This is a genomic window from Burkholderia sp. AU44665 (assembly GCF_030504405.1).
Taxonomy (GTDB): Bacteria; Pseudomonadota; Gammaproteobacteria; order Burkholderiales; family Burkholderiaceae; genus Burkholderia; species Burkholderia semiarida.
This window is the reverse complement of the sequence record NZ_JAUJRI010000010.1, coordinates 172,113-194,600: the sequence shown is the minus strand read 5'-3', so window position 1 is coordinate 194,600 and position 22,488 is coordinate 172,113. Positions and strand designations below refer to the sequence as shown.

The window sequence follows — 22,488 nt, the reverse complement described above, 5'->3', positions numbered from 1 at the left end:
GACGCTCACGAATCACCGGTAAGGCAGGTAATGACAGCATCGAAAAATTCGTCGACGTCCGCGCATGCGGGCACTTCCGCGGGCAGTACCGGTTTCGATCCGGCTGCCCAGCCGATGCAGCAGATGTTCGAGTCGTGGTTGAACGCGTGGCGTGGTTTTGCGGATCCGGCGCGCGCCGCGACGGCGTCGGCCTCCGTCAATCCGTTCGCGACATTCCAGTTTCCGACGTCGTTTCCGTTCCAGATGCCGTCGATGCCCGACCTCGGCGCGATGGCGTCGCCGTTCGCGGGGCTGAAACTGCCGGTTGCCGCGATTCCGCCCGAACGGCTCCAGGCATTGCAGGCCGACTACGCGCGCGATTGCATGACGCTGATGCAGCAGGCGGCCGCCGCGAAGCTCGAGTCGCCGGAGTTGAAAGACCGCCGCTTCAGCGGCGACGCGTGGAAGGCGTCGCCCGCGCATGCGTTTGCGGCCGCCTGGTATCTGCTCAACGCGCGTTACCTGCAGGAGCTGGCCGACGCGTTGCAGACCGATCCGAAGACGCGCGAGCGCATCCGTTTCACGGTCCAGCAGTGGACGGCCGCCGCCGCGCCGAGCAACTTCCTCGCACTCAATCCCGAAGCACAGAAATCGATCCTCGAGACGCATGGCGAAAGCCTGCGGCAGGGGATGATGAACCTGCTCGGCGATCTGCAGCGCGGCAAGATTTCGCAAACCGACGAATCGCAGTTCGTGGTCGGCAAGAACCTCGGGTGTACCGAAGGCGCGGTCGTGTACGAGAACGACCTGATCCAGCTGATCCAGTACACGCCGAAGACGGACAAGGTGTTCGAGCGGCCGCTACTGATCGTCCCGCCGTGCATCAACAAGTTCTACATCCTCGACCTGCAGCCCGAGAATTCGCTCGTCGCGCACGCGCTGTCGAACGGCCATCAGGTGTTTCTCGTGTCGTGGCGCAACGCGGATGCGTCGGTCGCGCACAAGACCTGGGACGACTACATGAACGAAGGGCTGCTCGCCGCGATCGACGCGGTGCAGCAGATCAGCGGCCGCGAGCAGATCAACACGCTGGGCTTCTGCGTCGGCGGCACGATGCTCGCGACCGCGCTCGCGGTGCTCGCCGCGCGCGGCGAACATCCGGCCGCGTCGATGACGCTGCTCACCGCGATGCTCGACTTCACCGATACGGGCATCCTCGACGTGTTCGTCGACGAGGCGCACGTGCAGATGCGCGAGCAGACCATCGGCGGCAAGAACGGCGCGCAACCGGGGCTGATGCGCGGCGTCGAGTTCGCGAACACGTTCTCGTTCCTGCGGCCGAACGATCTCGTGTGGAACTACGTCGTCGACAACTACCTGAAGGGCCGCACGCCCGCGCCGTTCGACCTGCTGTACTGGAACAGCGATTCGACGAGCCTGCCGGGCCCGATGTACGCGTGGTACCTGCGCCATACCTATCTCGAGAACAAGCTGCGCGAGCCGGGGGCGCTGACCGTGTGCGGGGAATCGGTCGACCTGTCGCTGATCGACGTGCCGACCTTCATCTATGGTTCGCGCGAGGATCACATCGTGCCGTGGCAGACGGCCTACGCATCGACGTCGATCCTCTCGGGCCCGCTGAAGTTCGTGCTCGGCGCGTCGGGGCACATCGCGGGCGTGATCAACCCGCCGGCGAAGAAGAAGCGCAGCTACTGGGTCAACGAGGACCTGCCCGAATCCGCGGACGACTGGTTCGCCGCGGCGACCGAGCAGCCGGGAAGCTGGTGGCCGACGTGGGTCGAGTGGCTCGACGCGTACGGCGGCCGCAAGATCGCGCCGCCGGCCCAGCCCGGTTCCGCGCAATTCCCGGTGATCGAGCCGGCGCCCGGGCGCTACGTGTTGCAGCGCGATTGACGAAAACCGGACAGCGGCGCACGCTGTCCGGTGCACCGCAGTTTTTTTAACAGGGCCGGTAACGATGCGCCGTGTCGTGCGGGCCTGGAGGAAAGGGAAATGACGGACGTAGTGATCGTATCGGCCGCGCGGACCGCGGTCGGCAAATTCGGCGGCTCGCTGGCGAAGGTGGCGGCGCCTGAACTGGGCGCGACGGTGATCCGCGCGGTGCTGGAGCGTGCGGGCGTGAAGCCCGAGCAGGTCAGCGAAGTGATCATGGGCCAGGTGCTGACGGCCGGCTCCGGGCAGAACCCGGCGCGGCAGTCGCTGATCAAGGCGGGGCTGCCGAGCGCCGTGCCGGGCATGACGATCAACAAGGTGTGCGGCTCGGGCCTGAAGGCCGTGATGCTGGCGGCGAACGCGATCGTCGCGGGCGACGCGGACATCGTGATCGCGGGTGGCCAGGAGAACATGAGCGCGGCGCCGCACGTGCTGCCGGGCTCGCGCGACGGCTTCCGGATGGGCGACGCGAAGCTGGTCGACACGATGATCGTCGACGGCCTGTGGGACGTGTACAACCAGTACCACATGGGCATCACGGCGGAGAACGTCGCGAAGGAATACGGGATCACGCGCGAGGAGCAGGACGCATTCGCGGCGCTGTCGCAGAACAAGGCGGAAGCCGCGCAGAAGGCCGGGCGCTTCAACGACGAGATCGTGCCGGTGTCGATCCCGCAACGCAAGGGCGAGCCGCTGCAGTTCGCGACCGACGAATTCGTGCGTCACGGCGTGACGGCCGAATCGCTGGCCGGGCTGAAGCCGGCGTTCGCGAAGGACGGCTCGGTGACGGCGGCGAACGCGTCGGGGCTGAACGACGGCGCGGCGGCGGTGCTGGTGATGTCGGCGCAGAAGGCGGCGGCGCTGGGCCTGACGCCGCTGGCGCGGATCAAGGCGTACGCGAACGCGGGCGTGGATCCGAGCGTGATGGGCATGGGTCCGGTGCCGGCCTCGCGCCGGTGCCTGGAGCGCGCGGGTTGGACGCCGGGCGACCTGGACCTGATGGAGATCAACGAGGCGTTCGCGGCGCAGGCGCTGGCGGTGCACAAGCAGATGGGCTGGGACACGTCGAAGGTGAACGTGAACGGCGGGGCGATCGCGATCGGCCACCCGATCGGCGCGTCGGGCTGCCGGATCCTGGTGACGCTGCTGCACGAGATGGCCAAGCGCGATGCGAAGCGCGGGCTGGCGTCGCTGTGCATCGGCGGCGGGATGGGCGTCGCGCTCGCGGTCGAGCGTCCGTGACCGGCCGTCCGTGACCGGCCGTCCGTAACCGGCCGTCCGTAACCAGCCGTTCGCCATCGGCGAACCGAATCCGTGCGCCGGCCGATTGCGGCTTCGGCCGGCGTCACGTGAAGTCAGAGGGGGCTCCGGCAGCTCTCGAAACCAAAAAATGGAGTGAGATTTATGTCTCAGCGAATTGCGTACGTAACCGGCGGGATGGGCGGCATCGGCACCAGCATTTGCCAGCGTCTGTCGAAGGACGGCTTCAAGGTGGTGGCAGGTTGTGGCCCGAACTCGCCGCGCCGGGTGAAATGGCTCGAGGACCAGAAGGCGCTCGGGTACGACTTCATCGCGTCGGAAGGCAACGTCGGCGACTGGGACTCGACCAAGGCAGCATTCGACAAGGTGAAGGCCGAAGTCGGCGAGATCGACGTGCTGGTCAACAACGCGGGCATCACGCGCGACGTCGTGTTCCGCAAGATGACGCATGAAGACTGGACGGCGGTGATCGACACGAACCTGACGAGCCTGTTCAACGTGACGAAGCAGGTGATCGACGGGATGGTCGAACGTGGCTGGGGCCGCATCATCAACATTTCGTCGGTGAACGGCCAGAAGGGGCAATTCGGTCAGACGAACTACTCGACCGCGAAGGCCGGCATTCACGGCTTCACGATGTCGCTCGCACAGGAAGTCGCGACGAAGGGCGTGACGGTCAACACCGTGTCGCCGGGCTACATCGGTACCGACATGGTGAAGGCGATCCGTCCGGACGTGCTCGAGAAGATCGTTGCGACGATTCCGGTGCGGCGTCTCGGCGGGCCGGAAGAAATCGGCTCGATCGTCGCGTGGCTCGCGTCGAACGATTCCGGCTTCGCGACGGGCGCCGACTTCTCGCTGAACGGCGGCCTGCACATGGGCTGAGCGTCCGGGCCGCGCGGGCGGATGGCCGCGCGGCCGGGCGTTTTCCGAAGGCCCCCGCCTCCCGGATTCGGGCGGCGGGGATTCGTCACTTGCGCTACGCTGCACTCAAAGGCGTTACATGACTACTACAAAGAAGACGGCCGAACGGCTCATCAAGAAGTATCCGAACCGCCGGCTCTACGATACCGAGACAAGCACGTACATTACGCTGACCGACGTGAAGCAGCTCGTGCTGGAGCAGGAGGATTTCAAGGTCGTCGATGCGAAATCCAACGAAGACCTGACGCGCAGCATCCTCCTGCAGATCATCCTCGAAGAGGAAAGCGGCGGCGTGCCGATGTTCTCGTCGTCGATGCTGTCGCAGATCATCCGTTTCTACGGTCATGCGATGCAGGGCATGATGGGCACGTACCTGGAAAAGAACATCCAGGCGTTCATCGACATCCAGAACAAGCTCGCGGATCAATCGAAGAACCTGTACGAAGGGAACGCGATGAATCCGGAAGTCTGGTCGCAGTTCATGAACATGCAGGCGCCGATGATGCAAGGGATGATGACGAGCTACATCGAGCAGTCGAAGAACATGTTCGTGCAGATGCAGGAACAGATGCAGAACCAGGCGAAATCGATGTTCAGCACGTTCCCGTTCAAGCAGCCGGGAGCGTCGGAACCGGAGAAGAAGTAAGCGGCGATCCGGCGTGGGCGCGCAAAGTGTCGCGCCGGCATCGCGCGGGACGGCAACGGGCCGTTTCGCGGAACGATTGTCCGCACGGTGGCATTGCCCGCGAGTGCATGGGCGTTGTCGTACCGTGGCGCATCAGTGCAAATTAAAAAGGCCGACCGGCAAAGCCCGGTCGGCCGAATATCAGATAAAGCGCTGATTGTAAAAGATGCCGATGGCCGGATTTTCGGCCGGCTTATCGAACCGCGAAGCGGCCTGCCGCCGATCCGTTCGCGCAGTTGTTTCCGTAAATAAAGAGATTTCTATTTTCGGAAAATGCCGAATAGATAATCGGAAAAACTTCCTTTGCACTGAACGAATAAATGCCATCGTTGATGGATACGAGGAGATTGCCGCTCGTATCGGTTTCGATCTTGTCGATCTTGCCTGCCTTGCAAAGCGATTCCGCAGAGGCGTACGAGGATGCAGCAAGCATCATGGCCGAAACGAGGGTGGCCGCGAGTTTTCTCATGGTCTTTCCTTGATGAATGGATTGCTTGGTTGTGGTACGGGTAATGCGCGGTTCAGTGTTGCCGGGCTGAATGGGTGTCGAATATATTGGAGATTGATCGAGTGTTGGATGGGGGTGGCGGATTTGGAAATGATTTTTGTGGATTATTGACTATTTCAAAATATTTTTGTGAATTGTGTCTTGTGATGATTTGCAAAGGATGGGGTGATTCGGTGGTCGTAAAAAAATAAATTTATAGATTATTTCGAGTTGTGGTTTTGGGTTGTGGTGTGGTTTGGTGATTTTTGTGTGGTTTGTTTTTCTACTTTTATTTTGTCGGTCGGATTTTTTGAATACGATTCATCGACAAACCCGAGGCCAGCGACGAGCGAGCCGCCGTGCCGGCCGATCGGTCGGGCAAGCGCTAATCGCGCTGGCGCGGGCCGCGCATCGGTGCTCGCGAAATAGACGGGCGGCCCGTTGGCGGGCTTCGACGTGAACGGCGACTTCGTACCGGGCGATGCGCGGGGCGCGCACGTTTCGTATGCGCGTTTCGGAACGCTACAGGCGATGGCAGGAAGATTCGCCCGGCGGCGTGCTGCGACGCGCAGGCATGCGATAACGGTGGCGCACAGGCTGGGTGCGTGCGGGGACGGTCGATAGCGATAGTCGCGCGCCTGCGCCGACAACCGGCCGACCGCAACGCGACGTGGCGCTGTGGTCGATCGGCGATGGCGACGATGCGGTCTGGTTCAACCAGTGCTTGACGGCAGCAACGTATCCGGCGCGAGCATCGGAGCGAGTACGGGCCTGCTGCGGCGGATTTTTGGCGATTTCGTCACGGAACTGGAGGCGTCAAGATTCCGGATCGAATCCATGTTCGTCATCCGACGGCGGTAGATCGAGAACGAGCTTGACCGCACTGTAGTTCGCCTTGAGCGAGAACACGCGGCCGATCACGAGAAACGTCTGCCGGGAGTTTTCGAGCTCGACGAAGTCGCCCGGTTGCGGGACGTGCGCGCCCTGATCATACGAAAAGCTGGTGCTCGTTTGCTCGCCGATGGCTTCCGCCGCGTGCTCGGTGAATTCGATCGTGATGTGCGTGGTCATGCGAACCCCGTTGGGTCGATTGAAAAGGGTGGAGGGTTCGATTTTCGCATAGCGGCCGGCTGGGTTCGGGCCGATTTCGGTGTGGCATGTGGCGCCGATGGCGCGCCATGTCGCCTTTGCAGAAGGTGAAGCAGATCCTCAGGCGGTGGCACGCATGAGAGAACAGGGTCGCCAGGAAGCGATGTATCCATGGCGCGTTAGCCGTTGTGCCGGGCAGAATCGCTCAGCGTGCTCGTCGCGCCGCCGCCCGAATGAGGCGCGACGACACGCTGATGAATGGTTGCCGCCTGATCGGCGGTGTCGAGCGTGACGGTCCCTGACAGGCGTGCCCACTCGACCGAAGCGAGCACGTGTCACGCAACGCGCTTCGGCTCACAGCGCCAAGGTGGTGATCGTCGGATCCCATTCGTAGTAGCTATGGAACTTTTGCGTTTCCCCATCGGCGCGAGCGTATACAACGCAAACCGGATCCAGAAACCCTCCGTTCCGTTTCCAATGACGCGCGTGTCGAAGAGCGAGAACGAACTCGGGACATGGATCGCATCAAGGCCGTCCTTCGTCTCCGGATTGGGCTCCGCGGCCCGCGCCAACGTATAGCCGCGGTGGGTCAGCCCGATTCCCGGGCGCAAATCCAATACGTTATCGCCGCTCTGATGGACAAGATCGTAGACAATGACGGCGTAGCGTGAATTGGTGTGAATCGTGGTCCCAGTAAAATTGACGGAATCGAACTTTTTCGCATAGAACTTGATATTCCATGCCCCTTGGTTTTCGGATGGGCGATAGGGGTCGTCGCACAGCAGGTACTGGTGATTGTGCCCGACCTGGACGGGGCGGCTTTTGTCGGACGACACTTTCCCATTCGCTTCTTCTATTACTTTTTCTGCATTAATAACCGAGAGTAACGTGATTTCCTGAATGCTGGCTTCAACGCTGGGTCCCTTGTAGATTTCATTTCCTCGGGTAAGTGGATGGTTCGCATTCCTGGTACGCGTGTATAAGGCCGTGTTCCTGGATTTGCGGCGTGCTGTTCGATGCTCGCGCACGACCAACCGTACATGCTGGAAAACAGTCGATCCATTACAGCCAATTACGCGCGGACGGCATCGAAACGCAGCGCAATTACGAGAAGTCGACGCGTCCCGATATTTCGCCACATCGCCTTGTCGGCATAAACGGGAATGGCACCATCAGGAGCCGTGGTGTCGTGAAGATCTGGTCGAAGGTTTCGACCACGCGCCAGCGCGCCCGGGGCCGGATAGAGCCCGCAATTTCGGTTTTCTGTCCCCATTAACACGCTTTGCCCGCGCCGTGAGGGGCGGGGGATGCGGACCGTCCGTCCCCCGACGCGATCGTCAATGACCGGCACGGAGCCGACGAGCACCCGGCATGGGCGCGCGCCGGCTAGCGCTGCGGGATTTTGCCTCGCGGTCCCTAAACGGCTGTAAACTCACGCTTTTGCCGCCACGCCCCCACACCCCAGATGTCTCAGTCCCCCAAAGTAGGTTTTGTCAGCCTCGGCTGCCCGAAAGCGCTCGTCGATTCCGAACAGATCATCACGCAACTGCGCGCCGAAGGTTATGAAATCTCCGGCAGCTACGACGGTGCCGACCTCGTCGTCGTGAACACCTGCGGCTTCATCGACGAAGCCGTGCAGGAAAGCCTCGACGCGATCGGCGAAGCGCTGACCGAAAACGGCAAGGTGATCGTCACCGGCTGCCTCGGCGCGAAGTCGAGCGCAAGCGGCTCGAACCTGATCGAGGAAGTCCACCCGAAGGTGCTCGCCGTCACCGGCCCGCACGCGGTGGGCGAAGTGATGCAGGCCGTGCATTCGCACCTGCCGAAGCCGCACGACCCGTTCGTCGACCTCGTGCCCGCGGCCGGCATCAAGCTCACGCCGCGTCACTACGCATATCTGAAGATCTCCGAAGGCTGCAACCACCGCTGCACGTTCTGCATCATCCCGTCGATGCGCGGCGACCTCGTCTCGCGCCCGGTCGCCGAAGTGATGCTCGAAGCCGAGAACCTGTTCAAGTCGGGCGTGAAGGAACTGCTCGTGATCTCGCAGGACACGAGCGCATACGGCGTCGACGTGAAGTACCGCACGGGCTTCTGGAACGGCAAGCCGATCAAGACGCGCATGACCGACCTCGTCGCCGCGCTCGGCGAGCTCGCCGCGCAGTACGGCGCATGGGTGCGCCTGCACTACGTGTATCCGTATCCGAGCGTCGACGAAGTGATTCCGCTGATGGCCGAAGGCCCGTTCAAGGGCCACGTGCTGCCGTATCTCGACGTACCGTTCCAGCACGCGCACCCGGACGTGCTGAAGCGCATGAAGCGTCCGGCGAACGCGGAGAAGGTGCTCGAGCGCGTGCAGAAGTGGCGCGAGATCTGCCCGGACCTGACGATCCGCAGCACGTTCATCGCGGGCTTCCCCGGCGAGACGGAAGCGCAGTTCGAAACGCTGCTCGACTTCATCCGCGAAGCGGAACTCGATCGCGTCGGCTGTTTCGCGTATTCGCCGGTCGAAGGCGCGACCGCGAACGACCTCGATGGCGCGCTGCCGGACGAAGTCCGCGAGGAACGCCGCGCACGCTTCATGGAAGTCGCCGAGGAAGTATCGGCGAACCGCATGCAGCGCAAGGTCGGCAAGACGCTCAAGGTGCTGATCGATGAGGTGAGCGCAGAAGGCGGCATCGGCCGCACGGCAGCCGACGCGCCGGAAATCGACGGCGTCGTCTACGTCGAGCCGGCGGCGAAGGCATCGAAGCGCTACAAGGTCGGCGATTTCGTGTCCGTGAAGATCACGGGCGCCGACGGGCACGATCTGTGGGGCGAGGTGTAAGCGATGGCCGCCGCATTCCCGGAGATTCTCGCGCTCGGCGAGGCGATGATCGAATTCAACCAGTCGCGGCCGGGGCGTCCTGAATTCCTGCAGGGCTTCGGCGGCGATACGTCGAACTTCTGCATCGCGGCGGCGCGCCAGGGCGCGTCGACGGGCTTCGTGTCGGCGATCGGCGACGATCCGTTCGGCCGCCTGCTGGCCGACATGTGGGCGTCGGAGCGCGTCGACACGACGTACGTGCGGATCGACCGTTCGGCGCCGACCGGCGTGTATTTCGTCACGCATGGCGCCGACGGCCATCAGTTCGACTATCTGCGCGCGGGGTCGGCGGCGAGCCGCTACGCGACGGTCGACCTGCCGCTCGACGCGCTCGCGGCCGCGAAGGCCGTGCATTTGTCGGGTATCAGTCTTGCGATCAGCACGGCCGCGTGCGACGCGGCATTCGCGGCGATCGATCATGCGCGCAGCAACGGCGCGCAGGTCAGCTTCGACACGAACCTGCGGCTGAAGCTGTGGCCGCTGCCGCGTGCCCGCGCGGTGATGCGCGAGGCGCTGCGCCAGACGGACATCTGCCTGCCGAGCTGGGACGACGTCACGGCGCTCACGGGCGCGAACGATCGCGACGCGATCGTCGACGCGATGCTCGAACACGGGCCGCGGGTCGTCGCACTGAAGCTCGGCAAGGAAGGCGCGTATGTCGCGACGCCGAACGAGCGGCGCGTCGTGCCGGGCTTCGCGGTCGAGGCCGTCGACGCGACCGGCGCGGGCGACTGCTTCGGCGGCGCGTTCGTCGCGCGGATCGTCGCGGGCGACGATCCGTTCGCGGCCGCGCGCTATGCCAACGCGGCGGCGGCGCTGTCGACGACCGGTTACGGCGCGGTCGCGCCGATTCCGCACCGCGATGCGGTGGAACGCCTGATGCAGGGCTGACGCGAATCGCGCAAGCCGGCGCCTTTGCGGCGCCGGTTCGCGCGGCCACGCAGGAACCGGGTCTCGACCCGGCACGGTCCGCGGTTGTCGGGCCAATCTGAAGCAAGGAGCAACACAAGGTGGGTCGATATTCGGAATGGCAACGGGCGCTCGTCGTCGCGGGTGCGCTGGCAGCAGGCGTCGCGATGCCGACGGTGGTCGCGGCGCAGGCCGTCGTACCGGGCGTGCAGCAGGATGAACCGGCGCCGGCGCGGCCGCTGAAGCCGAATCCCGAGTTCGCCCGCCTGCCGCGCTACGAAGGCACGCTCGGCGATCGGCCGATCGTCGTGCATCTCGGCCCGAAGACGGACGAGGAAGGCGTGCACGGCGAATACCAGTTCGCCGACACGGGCGAGGTCGTGCTGCTCGCGGGCGACCGCGACGGCGATACGCTCGAGATCGAGGAGTCGAACGACGGCACGAACATCACCGGCGTGTGGATCGGCCGCTTCGACGCGACGGGCGACCTGAAGGCCGACCGCATGAATTCGGACGAATCGGATCCGCAGCCGGTCGTGCTGCGTCTGGCGCCGGGCAAGCGCGCGGCGCTGCAGGTGCGCGACGGCCGCGTGAACGAAATCGAGACGGTGGGCGGCATCGTCAACCTGCGTACCGACGACTGAGCGTGTGCTGGCTCGGTGTGCGCGGCGCGCATTGTACCGGGTCAAGCGCATCGATTTTGGCTAATCTAGCGGCATATTCCGCAACCGAACGGCCTCGTGCCCGGCTCCCCGTCATGACTGCATCCACTCCCAAGCGCGCACTGCAAACCCGTATCGTTCAACCCGACGACGTCATTCCGGAAGGCTTCCGTTCGTTCGTGCCGCCGGTCGCGCGCGCGTCGACGGTCGTGTTCCCCGATCTCGCGACGATGCGCGCGCTGGTCTGGCACGACGACAACCAGTGGCGCTACGGGCTGCATGCGACGCCGACGTCGCTCGCGCTCGCGCAGCGGCTCGCCGAGATCGAAGGCGGCACGCACGCGCTGCTGCAGCCGTCGGGCCTCGCGGCGATCATGAACGTCTACTTCGGGATCGTGAAAGCCGGCGACGACGTGCTGATTCCGCACAACGTGTACGGCCCGAACGCCGATTTCGGCAACTGGCTCGCGAAGGATTTCGGCCTGACCGTGCGCTTCTACGATCCGCTGATCGGCGCCGGCATTGCCGGGCTGATCCAGCCGAACACGCGACTGATCTGGCTCGAGGCGCCCGGCTCGGTGACGATGGAAGTGCCCGACGTGCAGGCGATCACGGCGGCCGCGAAAGCGCGCGGCGTGGTCACCGCGATCGACAACACCTTTTCGGCGGGGCTCGCGTTCAAGCCGTTCGAGCACGGCGTCGACATTTCGGTGCAGGCGCTGACCAAGTACCAGTCGGGCGGCAGCGACGTGCTGATGGGCGCGACGATCACCGCGAACGCGGAACTGCACGCGAAGCTGAAGCTCGCGCGGATGCGCTGCGGGATCGGCGTGTCGGTCGACGATTGCTCGCTCGTGCTGCGCAGCCTGCCGAGCATGCAGGTGCGCTTCGACGCGCACGGCAAGAGCGCGCTCGCGCTCGCGCAGTGGCTGAAGGCGCGGCCGGAGATCGCGGCGGTGCTGCATCCGCAGATCGCCGACTGTCCGGGGCATGCGTCGTTCATGCGTGATTTCACGGGCGCGGGCGGGCTGTTCTCGGTGGTGTTCGACGCGCGCTATAGCGCGGAGCAGGTCGACCGTTTCGTCGAGTCGCTCGAGCTGTTCGCGATCGGCTGGAGCTGGGGCGGCGCGTGCAGCCTCGCGATGCCTTACGACGTCGCGTCGATGCGTCCGGACTGGCCGCATCGCGGCACGCTGGTGCGTTTCTACGTGGGTCTGGAAGACGAAGCCGACCTGCGCGCCGACATCGAGCGGGCGATGCAGGCCACCCTCGGCTGATCGCACGCCGGCAACGTCCGGCACAAAAACAAAACGCCGGCGCGATGCGATATCGCGCCGGCGTTTTTCATTGACGGTGCGGCGGGATCAGAACAGTCGCAGCAGCCCGTCGAGGCCGACATGGTCGAATGCGACGGTGGCCGCATCGCGCACGACGGGCTTCGCGTGGAACGCGACCGACAGCCCGGCTTCGGCCATCATCTTCAGGTCGTTCGAGCCGTCGCCCATCGCGATCGCGCGGCTCGGCTCGAGGCCGAGCGACGCGCACGTCTCGCGCAGCAGGCGCGCCTTCACGTCCGCGTTGACGATTTCGCCGAGCACCTTGCCGGTGAGTTTGCCGTCGACGATCTCGAGCGTGTTCGCATGCGCGTAGTCGAGGCCGAGGCGGCCTTTCAGCCGCTCGGTGAAGAACGTGAAGCCGCCCGACACGAGCAGCGTCTTCAGGCCGGCGGCCTTCACGCCGGCCAGCATCGTCTCGGCGCCCGGCGACAGTTGCAGCCGTTCTTCGTACACGCGCTCGAGCGCGTGCGCGTCGAGCCCGGCCAGCAGCGCGACACGGCGCGTGAGGCTTTCGTTGAAGTCGCGGATCTCGCCGCGCATCGCCGCTTCGGTGATCTCCGCGACCTGCGTTTTCAGCCCGCAGAAATCGGCGATCTCGTCGATGCACTCGATCGTGATCAGCGTCGAATCCATGTCCATCACGGCGAGCCCGAAATCGCCGAGCGTGCGGCCGGCCTCGACGAAGCCGAAGTCGAGCGCATGCGTGCCGCAGTACGCGTCGATGTCGAGGCGTTGCGCGGGGTTCGCGTTTTCGATGCGCAGCGCGTGATCGTCGGTCTGCACGACGCGGGTGCCGCGCGACAGCGCGAGCAGCGGTTTGTGATGGGCGTCCGACAGCGGCGCAAGACTCTGGATGACGAGATTGTGGGTCATGACGAGTGGTTGGGAGGCGAATGAATGACGTGCGCGGCCCGCGGGCGGCCGCCTGCGAACGCGGGCCCCGTGCGGCTGCGGGCCGTTGCGTCGCGAACGCGCCATTGTAGCCGGTTGGCCGCGCAGGGCGGCCGGCGCCGGAGCGAAACCGTGCGCGCAGCGGTGGCGCTCACCCGTTTGCGCGATCCCAGTACGGCGGATCGCCGAAATGCTCGGCCAGGAACGCGATGAACGCGAGCGTTTTCAGCGGCACGTGCGCGCGGCTCGGATAGACGGCCCAGATCGCGACGTCTTCCGCGAACGGGTAATCGTCGAGCACGGTGACGAGCGCGCCGCTCGCGAGCAGCGGGCCGACGTCCCAGGTCGACTTGATCGCGATCCCGAAGCCGTCGACGAGCGCTTCGCGGATCGCCTCGCCGTTGCTCGCGACGAGCCGGCCGCCGACCCGCACCGTGAGCGGGCCCTGCGGCGTCGCGAACGACCAGTCGCGCTGGTCGCCGAGGATCACGCACTCGTGCTGGGTCAGGTCGGCCGGATGGCGCGGCGTGCCGCGTTGGGCGAGGTAGGCGGGCGAGCAGCACAGCACGCGGCGGTTAACGGCGAGCTTGCGGGCGACGAGCGTCGAATCCTTCAGCGCGCCGAGGCGGATCGCGACGTCGTAGCCGTCGTCGACCAGATCGACGATCTCGTCGGATAGCCGCAGATCGAGCGATACGGACGGGTAGCGGCGCAGAAACGCCGGAATTACGGGCGCGACGTGCTGGCGGCCGAACGACGACGACATCGACACCTTCAGCCGCCCGTACGGCTCGCTGCGGCCGCGGCCGACCGATGCGCGCGCGGCGTCGGCGGCCGCCAGCAGCGCGTCGGCGCGCGCCATGAAGATTTCGCCGTCCTGCGTAAGGCTGATGCGGCGCGTGGTGCGATGCAGCAGCCGCGCGCCGAGCTGGCGTTCGAGTTGCGCGATGCGCGCGCTGGCGACCGCGGCCGACACGCCGAATTCTCGCCCGGCCGCGCTGACGTTCGCGAGCAGCGCCGCGCGCACGAACAGCGCGACGTCGAGCAGATCGAGCGGCTTGTCGGGCGCAGGCATCGGATCGGACGTCATTATTCTGAAATTCCTGAAAATGTTTCAGGAAATATAGCGGTTTTCTCGAATGATCGGGGTGTCTACGATGGCACGCATGGAGGTTGCGCCGCAGCCTGTCCGAATTCCGTTGAAAGGAGTATCGAAATGAAAGCCGTTGGATTGACCCGTTATCTGCCGATCGACGACCCGCAAGCGTTGCTCGACGTCGAACTGCCGCAGCCCGTGCCGGGCCCGCGCGATCTGCTCGTGAAGGTGGAGGCGATTTCCGTGAACCCGGTCGACACCAAGGTGCGCGCGCCGAAGCCGCAAGTCGAGGAGACGCCGCGCGTGCTCGGCTGGGATGCGGCCGGCACGGTCGTCGCGGTCGGCGCCGACGTCACGCTGTTCCGGCCCGGCGACGAAGTGTTCTACGCGGGCAGCATCACGCGGCCCGGCGCGAACAGCGAATTCCACGCGGTCGACGAGCGGATCGCCGCGCTGAAGCCGCGCACGCTCGACTTCGCGGCGGCGGCCGCGCTGCCGCTCACCGCGCTGACCGCGTGGGAAGCGCTGTTCGACCGGTTGCGCGTGTCGCCGCAGGGCGCGGACACCGGCAAGTCGGTGCTGATCATCGGCGGCGCGGGCGGCGTGGGCTCGATCGCGATCCAGCTCGCGAAGACGCTCGGCAAGCTGCACGTGATCGCGACCGCGTCGCGGCCGGCGTCGGCGGAATGGGTGCGCGCGCTCGGCGCGGATGCGGTGGTCGACCATTTCGGCGACCTGCCGGCGCAGTTGCGCGAGCTCGGGCATCCGACGGTCGACTACGTGCTGATCTTCAACGATACCGACCATCATTTCCCGGCCGCGGCGGAAGTCATCCGGCCGCAGGGCGGCATTTGCACGATCGTCGAGAACGCGAAGCCGGTGCCGGTCGAATTGCTGAAGGCGAAGAGCGCCGCGTTTCATTGGGAATTCATGTTCACGCGCGCGATGTTCGAGACGCCGGACATGATCGAGCAGCACCGGATCCTCGGCGAAGTCGCGCGGCTCGTCGACGGCGGCACGCTGCGCACGACGCTCGGCGAACAGCTCGGCACGATCAACGCCGAGAACGTGCGGCGCGCGCATCGGATGCTCGAGGGCGGGCGCGCGATCGGCAAGCTCGTGCTGAGCGGGTTCTGAGCCGGGTACGCGCGATTAAGGTCGCGGCGCCGCGAACGCAAGCGGGGTAACACCCGATGCGTTTGCGGCGCATTGCGTCGCGCTTGGCGGTAGACTGGCAGCGCATCATGCATCTAAAACCGCGCGGCACGCGCGTGCCGCCGCATGACAAGGAGGTCAGCATGAGCCAACGCAGCTTGTCGGTCGCCGCATCGTGGTCGGTCGTGTTCGCGGCGGCGTGCGCCAGCGCGAGCGTATTCGCGGCGCCGCCGGTCAAGGGCAGCCTGAAGGGCGGCGGTACCGGACAGCTCGAATACACCGTCAAGGTCGACTCGAAGACCTTCGGCAACACGCAGGAGACCCGCAAGATTCGCTCGGGCGAGACGGACGATTTCAACTGGAAATCGGTGCCGCCGAGCGGCGCGGTCGCGATGCCGGATGGCTGCCCGAACGCCGACAACCTGCCGCGCGACGCGAACGGCGCGATGGTGCGGCAGACCCAGGTGCGGCTCGCGCCGTCGGTCGACGCGAAGGGCGTCGCCAACGTGCAGTTGAGTTTCCAGGCGGCCGCACCGAAAGGCACGCGCAGCGTGACGGCCGGCGGCAAGTCGCTGCAGTGTCCTGACGTCGTGTCGGTGAGCCAGGTGAAGTGGGTGTCGATTCCGACCAACGGCGGGTCGAAGTCCGTGACGATGAGCGACGGCACCAAGGTGACGGTGTCGATCAAGCATTGAGCGGTGCGCGCGAGCCGGGGCTTCTTCGGTGCGCGCGCAACCGGTTCGATTGGCGTGACGAGCAGGGCGGCGCGCGAGCAAGTCGCGCCGTGCCGCCGTTGCAATGCGCTCCGCTGCCCGCTTCGCGGTACGGCTCGCGCCGTCGCCGCCGCGCGTCACTGCGTGCGCTCTTCGAGCCGCGACGCGAGAAAGCGGTGATCGGCCGAGAACAGCCGGCGATAGGTCATCAGCACCGCGCCGACGGTGCCGAGCGCGGACGCCGCGGCGATCAGGAACATGATCACGATCTGGTAGCGCACGGCCTGCAGCGGCGACTGGCCGGCGAGCACCTGGCCCGTCATCATCCCCGGCAGGCTCACGACGCCGACCACCGCCATCTGATTCAGCGTCGGCAGCATGCCCGCGCGCACGGCCTGGCGTGCGGCGTCCTGCGCGGCTTCCCAGCGCGTCGCACCCAGCGCGAGCGCGGTTTCGACGCGATCGCGGCGCGCCGTGAGTTCTTCCATCATCCGCTCGACGCCGAGCGAGACGCCCGTCAGCGTATTGCCGAGAATCATCCCGAGGATCGGGATCGCATACTGCGGCGCGTACCACGGATGGATGCGGATCACGACGAACAGGCCGACCGCCGCGACGAACCAGCTGCTGAACCAGATCGACGCGATGCTGTCGACGCGCTGGCCGCGGTACGTGCGCTTGCCGCGCCCCGCGCCGGCGAAGCCGGCGATCAGCGTCATCAGCGCGGTGAGCGGCAGCACGACGTACCAGTGCGGATGACCGAACACCCAGCCGAGCACGTAGCCGATCGCCAGCAACTGCACCACGGTGCGCACCGCCGCGAGCGCGAGCTTGCGGCCGAGGCCGAGCGACAGCGCCGCCGAGATCGCGCCGTTGACGGCGACGAGCGCGGCGGCGATGCCGACGTCGACGAGGCTCAGATCCTGCAGTGCCGGACTCATTGCGCGGCCTCCGTCGGGTTGGCCGCGTGCAGGACGCCAGCCTGCATCACGAGTCGCATCGTGCCGATCCGCGCGGCCTGGGCCGGATCGTGCGAGATCCACATGTAGGCCCGTGCGTCGGGCGCCGCGTCGAACCACGCGCCGACGAGCGCCTCGATCGCGCGCGCCGATTCGGGATCGAGCGCGGAGGTCGGCTCGTCCAGCAGCAGGACGTCCGGGTCGAGCTGCAGCACGCGCAGCAGCGCGGTAATCTGCGCTTCGCCGCCGGACAGGTCGCTCGCGCGCTTGTCGAGAAAGTCGGCGCCGCGGCCGGCCTGCGCGGCGAGCGCTTCGGCGCGCGCGCGATCGAACGCGACGTCGCGATAGATCGCGAGCGAGTACGGGTAGCGCAATTGCGATTCGACGGTGCCGTCCATCTGCGCCGGGCGCTGGCGGACATAGGCGATGCTGCGCCGGTAACGCGGGATCGCACTGCGCCGGATCCGGCGGCCGCGCCACAGGAGGTGACCGCCGTCGAGCGGATCGAGCAGCGCGAGCGCGCGCAGCAGCACGCTCTTGCCCGACCCCGACGGTCCGGTGATAGCAATTCGCGATCCCGCGGCGAGGCTGAAATCGGTCGGGGCGAGCAGCGTCTTGCCGCTGCTGGCGTCGCGCCGCGCGATGTGCCGCGCGTCGATGAGGCCGGTGGGGGAGGTCATGTCAAAAATGAAAAAAAGCGTTAATGGCGCCGAAAGGCCGCCATCTCGTGCGCCATAATACCGATTGAAAAGCCGCAGTTGTCGTGCGCCGTTCGTCCACGCAAGCGGCCCGGCATGGTGCGGCAACACTTCAGAACAACAACGGAACCGCCATGACGCTAGCCCGAACCATCGGCAAATCGGCTGCATGGATCGTCGGTATCGTCGCGGTGCTCATCGCGGCGGCCGGCATCTTTCTCTTCACGTTCGACTGGAACCGCGCGAAACCGTGGGTCAACGAACAGGTGAGTACGGCACTTGGCCGTCCGTTCGCGATCAACGGCGATCTCAAGGTCGGCTGGCGTCGTCCCGATGGCGAGACCGGCTGGCGCGCATGGGTGCCGTGGCCGAGTTTCTCCGCCACGCAGCTCGAGATCGGCAATCCCGACTGGGCGCAGGCGCCCAAGTTCGTCACGCTCGACGCCGCGCACTTCGACCTCGCGATCCTGCCGCTGCTCGCGCATGAAATCGTGATCCCGTCGATCGACGTCGTGAATCCCGCCGTCGATCTCGAGCGGCGCGCGGACGGCAGCAATACGTGGACGTTCCAGTTCAAGCAATCGTCCCAGCCGTCGCGCTGGAAGGTGCGGCTCGACAGTTTCGGTTTCGCGAAGGGCACCGTCACGTATCGCGACGCGATCACGAAGGCCGATCTGACCGTCGCGATCGATACGCTCGGCCAGCCTATCCCGCTCGGCGACGTGCTGAAGGAGCAGGAGCAGACGTCGCGAGCGGCGTCGGCGCAGCGCGTCGGCAAGCACGGCGCCGCGCAACTGGGCGCGAAGGTCGATGCGCAAGCCGCGTCGGGCGCGTCGGCGGCAAGTGCGGCTGCGGCCTCGGGTGCGTCGGCGGCGAGTGTCGTTGCTCCGGCTGCTGGCGGTTCGTCGGGGGCATCCGCTTCGTCCGCGCCTTCCGCGTCAGCGGCTGCCGCGTCCGGCGCGAGCGGGGCCGCGGCGCCCGCGAAGCCCGCCGGCCCGACCTATGCATTCGGCCTGAAGTTCGACGGCCGCTACAAGAACGTGCCGATCAGCGGCACCGGCAAGGTGGGTGGCGTGCTGGCGATCGAGAACGCGACGCGGCCGTTCCCGCTGCAGGCCGACGTGAAGGCCGGCGACACGCGGCTCGCGATCGTCGGCACGCTGACCGACCCGAGGCATCTCGCGGCGCTCGACCTGCGGCTGTGGCTGCAGGGCACGTCGATGTCGCACCTTTACCAGCTCACCGGCATCACGCTGCCCGATACGCCGCCTTACGCGACCGAAGGGCGCTTGATCGGCAACTTCAAGCCGAACGCGAGCACGTTCCGCTACGAGAACTTCAACGGCCGCGTCGGCGGCAGCGATCTCGGCGGCACGCTCACCTGGGCGCAGCGCGAGCCGCGGCCGAAGCTGTCGGGCGAACTCGTGTCGAACCTGCTGCAGTTCTCTGACCTCGCGCCGGTGATCGGCGCCGACTCGGCCGCGAGCAAGAAGAAGCGCGGCGACACGACGCGCCAGCCGCCGGACCGCGTGCTGCCGGTGGCGACGTTCCGTACCGAACGCTGGAGCGCGATCGATGCAGACGTGAAGTTCACCGGCCGCAAGCTGATCAAGAGCCCGCAGTTGCCGATTACGAACCTGTACACGCACATCCTGCTGCAGGACGCCGTGCTGACGCTCGAGCCGCTGCAGTTCGGCGTCGCGGGCGGCACGCTCGCGACGAATGCGCATCTCGACGGTAGCCGCACGCCGCTCAAGGGGCACTTCACGCTGAGCGCACGCCACCTGAAGCTCAAGCAGCTGTTCCCGACTCAGAAGGTGATGCAGACCGCGCTCGGCGAGATCAACGGCGACGCGTCGCTGTCGGCGACCGGCAATTCGCCGGCCGCGCTCGCCGGGACGTCGACCGGCGAAGTGAAGGCGCTCATCACGAACGGCCGCATCAGCCTCCTGCTGATGGAGGCCGCGGGCCTGAACGTCGCGAACGTCGTCTACGAGAAGCTGTTCGGCACGCGCGACGTCAACATCAATTGCGCGGCGATCGATTTCGTCGCGAACGACGGCATGCTCGAGCCGAAGGTCTTCGCGCTCGATACCGACGATGCGCTGATCAACGTCGACGGCCCGATCAACCTGCGCGACGAATCGCTCGACCTGAAGATCCATCCGCACACGAAGGGCTTCCGGATCTTCTCGCTGCGCTCGCCGTTGTATGCGAAGGGCACGTTCAAGAACCCGAAGGTCGGCGTCGATGCGGGCGCGCTCGCGCTGCGCGCCGGCGCGATGGTCGGGCTCGGGCTGATCAATCCGTTCGCGGCGCTGATCCCGCTGATCGCGCCGAGCAACAACCGCGACGTGCCGTGCTCCGAGTTGTTCGGGCAGATGAAGGCGCAGGCCGCGCAGAAGGCGGCCAAGAAGGCCGGCAAGTAATGCTCAGCCGCCGGAGCGGCTTGCTCCGGTGCGCCCGGGGTGGTTGCGGCGCTCGAGCGCCCGCTGTGCGACGCCGCCGGGGGCGTTCAGCGGCGCGCGCGGGCCCAGACGAGCACCGGTTCGACCTCCCGGCCGCCGATCCGGATCGGGGCGGTGGTGCCGAGTTGCAACCGGTCGCCGTCCAGGCTGACGACACGCTGCTGGACGTTGCCGATCCAGTTCGGATACAGGCTGACGTCCATTTCATGAGTCAACGTGCCGTCGTCGTCGACGTTGAAGGGGCCTGAATACGCAATGTAGCCGTGCGCCGCGGCCGCGCGCTCCTCGACGCTGCCGCCCTGCAGGTCGCCGTCCGCGTAAGGCGGGCGGCCGGCCGCCATCAGCTGCGCGGACATGTAGCCGTCGGGCGTATAGAGGATCCAGCCCCGCGCGTCGCGGCCGAGCGGATAGGTGATGGTCCCGCCGTCACGCGGGCGGATTTCGTAGGACACGAGGCGCCATGCGCCGACGAGTCGTTCGCGAAGCTGGCTGGCGAGCATGCGGGATTCCGGTAGACGGCGGTGACGCGCGTGCCGTCGTGTTGACGGGCCGCCGGGCGGCGGGCCGGCGTGGCCGGAAAGCGCTGCCGGGGCGGGGCGATCGGCAGTTTCTCCGACACCTGCTAAAATACACGGTTTTCCGTCGATTTCTCTCTTACGGGACCTGCCGTGCTTTCTACTGCCAACATCACGATGCAATTCGGGCCGAAGCCCTTGTTCGAGAATATCTCGGTCAAATTCGGCGAGGGCAACCGCTACGGTCTGATCGGCGCGAACGGCTGTGGCAAGTCGACCTTCATGAAGATCCTCGGCGGCGACCTCGAGCCGAGCGCCGGCAACGTCGCGCTGGAGCCGAACGTGCGCCTCGGCAAGCTGCGCCAGGACCAGTTCGCGTACGAAGACGTGCGCGTGCTCGACGTCGTGATGATGGGCCACACCGAGATGTGGGCCGCGATGACCGAGCGTGACGCGATCTACGCGAACCCGGAAGCGACCGACGACGACTACATGCACGCGGCCGAGCTCGAAGGCAAGTTCGCCGAATACGGCGGCTACGACGCCGAAGCGCGCGCGGGCGCGCTGCTGCTGGGCATCGGCATCGAGGAGAAGTTCCACAACGGCACGATGGCCGACGTCGCGCCGGGCTGGAAGCTGCGCGTGCTGCTCGCGCAGGCGCTGTTCTCGAAGCCGGACGTGCTGCTGCTCGACGAACCGACCAACAACCTCGACATCAACTCGATCCGTTGGCTCGAGCACACGCTCAATGAGTACAACTCGACGATGATCATCATCTCCCACGATCGTCACTTCCTGAACTCGGTGTGCACGCACATGGCCGACATGGACTTCGGCACGCTGAAGGTCTGGCCGGGCAACTACGACGACTACATGCTCGCATCGGCGCAGGCGCGCGAGCGCCAGGCGGCGGCGAACGCCCGTGCGAAGGAGCGCGTGGCCGAACTGCAGGACTTCGTGCGCCGCTTCTCGGCGAACAAGTCGAAGGCGCGCCAGGCCACCAGCCGCGCGAAGCAGATCGACAAGATCAAGATCGAGGAATTCAAGCCGTCGTCGCGGCAGAACCCGTTCATCCGCTTCGAGTTCGAGAAGAAGCTGCACAACGTCGCGGTGGTCGCCGAAGAGATCACGAAGAAGTACGAGCGCACGATCTTCCAGAACTTCAACCTGTCGGTGCAGCCGGGCGAGCGCATCGCGATCATCGGCGAGAACGGCGCGGGCAAGACGACGCTGCTGCGCTCGCTGCTCGGCAACCTGCCGCTCGATCACGGCACGGTGAAGTGGGCCGAGAACGCGAATGTCGGCTACATGCCGCAGGACACGTACGAGGAATTCCCGGACGACATCACGCTGATGGACTGGATCGACCAGTACCGCAAGGACGGCGACGACGAAACGATGGTGCGCGGCACGCTGGGCCGCCTGCTGTTCTCGTCGGACGACATCAAGAAGTCGGTGAAGGTGCTGTCGGGCGGCGAGAAGGGCCGCATGATCTGGGGCAAGCTGATGCTCGGCCGCCACAACGTGCTGCTGATGGACGAGCCGACCAACCACATGGACATGGAGTCGATCGAGTCGCTGCAGATCGCGCTCGAGCAGTTCGAAGGCACGCTGATTTTCGTGTCGCACGACCGCGAGTTCGTGAGCGGGCTGGCGAACCGGATCATCGAAGTGCGCACGGACGGCACGCTGTTCGACTTCGGCGGGAATTATGAAGAGTTCCTGACGAGTCAGGGGCAGGAGTAAGTGCCCCGAGGTTTCCTCCGGGCGTGAGGCCAGGTCGGGCATCACCGCACGGAGCGAACCGCCGGAAGTGCTACGGGCCCGCATCGACAGCCATGT

General features: G+C 66.0%; 21 protein-coding genes. 13 read left to right on the top strand and 8 right to left on the bottom strand.

Annotated elements, in window-relative coordinates; genetic code table 11:
- Positions 1-30: 30 nt before the first annotated feature.
- The 4 genes from phaC (at position 31) to phaR (ending at position 4,762) form a co-directional block, all read left to right on the top strand.
- Positions 31-1,893 (top strand): class I poly(R)-hydroxyalkanoic acid synthase, encoded by a 1,863-nt coding sequence (gene phaC / locus QZM15_RS21445; RefSeq protein WP_302107217.1) that lies wholly within the window; start codon positions 31-33, stop codon positions 1,891-1,893.
- Positions 1,894-1,992: 99 nt separating this feature from the next.
- A complete protein-coding gene (locus tag QZM15_RS21440; RefSeq protein WP_089464802.1) occupies positions 1,993-3,174 on the top strand; it encodes an acetyl-CoA C-acetyltransferase in 1,182 nt (393 codons plus the stop codon).
- Positions 3,175-3,336: 162 nt separating this feature from the next.
- Positions 3,337-4,077 carry a 3-ketoacyl-ACP reductase gene (locus tag QZM15_RS21435; RefSeq protein ID WP_059583517.1) on the top strand — a complete coding sequence of 247 codons (741 nt, stop codon included), beginning with the start codon at positions 3,337-3,339 and terminating at the stop codon, positions 4,075-4,077.
- 118 nt (positions 4,078-4,195) lie between these two features.
- Positions 4,196-4,762 carry a polyhydroxyalkanoate synthesis repressor PhaR gene (phaR, locus tag QZM15_RS21430; protein WP_006485265.1) on the top strand — a complete coding sequence of 189 codons (567 nt, stop codon included), beginning with the start codon at positions 4,196-4,198 and terminating at the stop codon, positions 4,760-4,762.
- A 232-nt stretch (positions 4,763-4,994) separates the two neighbouring features.
- On the opposite strand, the gene QZM15_RS21425 is transcribed toward phaR, so the two are convergent.
- The 3 genes from QZM15_RS21425 to QZM15_RS21415 form a co-directional block, all read right to left on the bottom strand.
- Positions 4,995-5,270 carry a hypothetical protein gene (locus tag QZM15_RS21425; RefSeq protein ID WP_302107216.1) on the bottom strand — a complete coding sequence of 92 codons (276 nt, stop codon included), beginning with the start codon at positions 5,268-5,270 and terminating at the stop codon, positions 4,995-4,997.
- 834 nt (positions 5,271-6,104) lie between these two features.
- Positions 6,105-6,359: a hypothetical protein gene (locus QZM15_RS21420; protein ID WP_059583515.1), complete on the bottom strand. Its 255-nt coding sequence runs from the start codon at positions 6,357-6,359 to the stop codon at positions 6,105-6,107.
- Between the two features lie 353 nt (positions 6,360-6,712).
- Positions 6,713-7,405, bottom strand: a complete 693-nt coding sequence (locus tag QZM15_RS21415) for an AidA/PixA family protein (protein ID WP_302107215.1) — start codon at positions 7,403-7,405, stop codon at positions 6,713-6,715.
- On the opposite strand from QZM15_RS21415, the gene QZM15_RS21410 reads away from it, so the two are divergent.
- The 5 genes from QZM15_RS21410 (at position 7,384) to QZM15_RS21390 (ending at position 12,091) form a co-directional block, all read left to right on the top strand.
- Entirely contained in the window at positions 7,384-7,653 is a 270-nt protein-coding gene (locus QZM15_RS21410; RefSeq protein ID WP_185716567.1) for a hypothetical protein, read from the top strand. The genes QZM15_RS21415 and QZM15_RS21410 overlap by 22 nt on opposite strands.
- 189 nt (positions 7,654-7,842) lie before the next feature.
- The gene (gene rimO, locus QZM15_RS21405; RefSeq protein WP_059583511.1) at positions 7,843-9,204 is read left to right on the top strand and encodes a 30S ribosomal protein S12 methylthiotransferase RimO; all 1,362 of its coding nucleotides are present in this window, start codon (positions 7,843-7,845) and stop codon (positions 9,202-9,204) included.
- Between the two features lie 3 nt (positions 9,205-9,207).
- Positions 9,208-10,134, top strand: a complete 927-nt coding sequence (locus QZM15_RS21400; protein ID WP_059583510.1) for a sugar kinase — start codon at positions 9,208-9,210, stop codon at positions 10,132-10,134.
- Positions 10,135-10,253: 119 nt separating this feature from the next.
- Complete coding sequence (locus QZM15_RS21395) at positions 10,254-10,796, top strand: hypothetical protein (protein ID WP_059583507.1); 543 nt, start codon at positions 10,254-10,256, stop codon at positions 10,794-10,796.
- A gap of 113 nt (positions 10,797-10,909) precedes the next feature.
- Positions 10,910-12,091 carry a cystathionine beta-lyase gene (locus QZM15_RS21390; RefSeq protein WP_059645971.1) on the top strand — a complete coding sequence of 394 codons (1,182 nt, stop codon included), beginning with the start codon at positions 10,910-10,912 and terminating at the stop codon, positions 12,089-12,091.
- Positions 12,092-12,178: 87 nt separating this feature from the next.
- Here the strand turns inward: QZM15_RS21390 and serB are convergent, their stop codons facing one another.
- A complete protein-coding gene (serB, locus tag QZM15_RS21385; RefSeq protein ID WP_302107214.1) occupies positions 12,179-13,024 on the bottom strand; it encodes a phosphoserine phosphatase SerB in 846 nt (281 codons plus the stop codon).
- A gap of 169 nt (positions 13,025-13,193) precedes the next feature.
- Positions 13,194-14,132 carry a LysR family transcriptional regulator gene (locus QZM15_RS21380; protein ID WP_226231836.1) on the bottom strand — a complete coding sequence of 313 codons (939 nt, stop codon included), beginning with the start codon at positions 14,130-14,132 and terminating at the stop codon, positions 13,194-13,196.
- Positions 14,133-14,258: 126 nt separating this feature from the next.
- On the opposite strand from QZM15_RS21380, the gene QZM15_RS21375 reads away from it, so the two are divergent.
- Both QZM15_RS21375 and QZM15_RS21370 read left to right on the top strand, forming a co-directional pair.
- Positions 14,259-15,275 carry a zinc-binding alcohol dehydrogenase family protein gene (locus QZM15_RS21375; protein WP_302107213.1) on the top strand — a complete coding sequence of 339 codons (1,017 nt, stop codon included), beginning with the start codon at positions 14,259-14,261 and terminating at the stop codon, positions 15,273-15,275.
- A 161-nt stretch (positions 15,276-15,436) separates the two neighbouring features.
- Positions 15,437-15,988: a DUF6013 family protein gene (locus QZM15_RS21370; protein WP_060318844.1), complete on the top strand. Its 552-nt coding sequence runs from the start codon at positions 15,437-15,439 to the stop codon at positions 15,986-15,988.
- A 155-nt stretch (positions 15,989-16,143) separates the two neighbouring features.
- On the opposite strand, the gene fetB is transcribed toward QZM15_RS21370, so the two are convergent.
- Both fetB and QZM15_RS21360 read right to left on the bottom strand, forming a co-directional pair.
- Complete coding sequence (gene fetB, locus QZM15_RS21365; protein WP_059583499.1) at positions 16,144-16,947, bottom strand: iron export ABC transporter permease subunit FetB; 804 nt, start codon at positions 16,945-16,947, stop codon at positions 16,144-16,146.
- A complete protein-coding gene (locus QZM15_RS21360) occupies positions 16,944-17,645 on the bottom strand; it encodes an ATP-binding cassette domain-containing protein (RefSeq protein ID WP_302107212.1) in 702 nt (233 codons plus the stop codon). Before QZM15_RS21360 ends, fetB begins: the two co-directional genes overlap by 4 nt.
- A gap of 152 nt (positions 17,646-17,797) precedes the next feature.
- On the opposite strand from QZM15_RS21360, the gene QZM15_RS21355 reads away from it, so the two are divergent.
- Positions 17,798-20,092, top strand: a complete 2,295-nt coding sequence (locus tag QZM15_RS21355) for an AsmA family protein (protein WP_302107211.1) — start codon at positions 17,798-17,800, stop codon at positions 20,090-20,092.
- An 86-nt stretch (positions 20,093-20,178) separates the two neighbouring features.
- On the opposite strand, the gene QZM15_RS21350 is transcribed toward QZM15_RS21355, so the two are convergent.
- Positions 20,179-20,631, bottom strand: coding sequence for a lipocalin-like domain-containing protein (locus QZM15_RS21350; RefSeq protein ID WP_059583495.1), 453 nt, complete (start codon positions 20,629-20,631; stop codon positions 20,179-20,181).
- Between the two features lie 168 nt (positions 20,632-20,799).
- Between QZM15_RS21350 and QZM15_RS21345 the strand changes: the two genes are divergently transcribed.
- Entirely contained in the window at positions 20,800-22,392 is a 1,593-nt protein-coding gene (locus QZM15_RS21345) for an ABC-F family ATPase (RefSeq protein ID WP_060318733.1), read from the top strand.
- Positions 22,393-22,488: the final 96 nt, after the last annotated feature.

Excerpts from the sequence above, each read along its gene's own strand:
- phaC (WP_302107217.1), top strand. The coding sequence starts at position 31 with ATGACAGCATCGAAAAATTCGTCGACGTCCGCGCATGCGGGCACTTCC.
- QZM15_RS21440 (WP_089464802.1), top strand. The coding sequence starts at position 1,993 with ATGACGGACGTAGTGATCGTATCGGCCGCGCGGACCGCGGTCGGCAAA.
- QZM15_RS21435 (WP_059583517.1), top strand. The coding sequence starts at position 3,337 with ATGTCTCAGCGAATTGCGTACGTAACCGGCGGGATGGGCGGCATCGGC.
- phaR (WP_006485265.1), top strand. The coding sequence starts at position 4,196 with ATGACTACTACAAAGAAGACGGCCGAACGGCTCATCAAGAAGTATCCG.
- QZM15_RS21425 (WP_302107216.1), bottom strand. The coding sequence starts at position 5,270 with ATGAGAAAACTCGCGGCCACCCTCGTTTCGGCCATGATGCTTGCTGCA.
- QZM15_RS21420 (WP_059583515.1), bottom strand. The coding sequence starts at position 6,359 with ATGACCACGCACATCACGATCGAATTCACCGAGCACGCGGCGGAAGCC.
- rimO (WP_059583511.1), top strand. The coding sequence starts at position 7,843 with ATGTCTCAGTCCCCCAAAGTAGGTTTTGTCAGCCTCGGCTGCCCGAAA.
- QZM15_RS21400 (WP_059583510.1), top strand. The coding sequence starts at position 9,208 with ATGGCCGCCGCATTCCCGGAGATTCTCGCGCTCGGCGAGGCGATGATC.
- QZM15_RS21390 (WP_059645971.1), top strand. The coding sequence starts at position 10,910 with ATGACTGCATCCACTCCCAAGCGCGCACTGCAAACCCGTATCGTTCAA.
- serB (WP_302107214.1), bottom strand. The coding sequence starts at position 13,024 with ATGACCCACAATCTCGTCATCCAGAGTCTTGCGCCGCTGTCGGACGCC.
- QZM15_RS21380 (WP_226231836.1), bottom strand. The coding sequence starts at position 14,132 with ATGACGTCCGATCCGATGCCTGCGCCCGACAAGCCGCTCGATCTGCTC.
- QZM15_RS21375 (WP_302107213.1), top strand. The coding sequence starts at position 14,259 with ATGAAAGCCGTTGGATTGACCCGTTATCTGCCGATCGACGACCCGCAA.
- QZM15_RS21370 (WP_060318844.1), top strand. The coding sequence starts at position 15,437 with ATGAGCCAACGCAGCTTGTCGGTCGCCGCATCGTGGTCGGTCGTGTTC.
- fetB (WP_059583499.1), bottom strand. The coding sequence starts at position 16,947 with ATGAGTCCGGCACTGCAGGATCTGAGCCTCGTCGACGTCGGCATCGCC.
- QZM15_RS21360 (WP_302107212.1), bottom strand. The coding sequence starts at position 17,645 with ATGACCTCCCCCACCGGCCTCATCGACGCGCGGCACATCGCGCGGCGC.
- QZM15_RS21355 (WP_302107211.1), top strand. The coding sequence starts at position 17,798 with ATGACGCTAGCCCGAACCATCGGCAAATCGGCTGCATGGATCGTCGGT.
- QZM15_RS21350 (WP_059583495.1), bottom strand. The coding sequence starts at position 20,631 with ATGCTCGCCAGCCAGCTTCGCGAACGACTCGTCGGCGCATGGCGCCTC.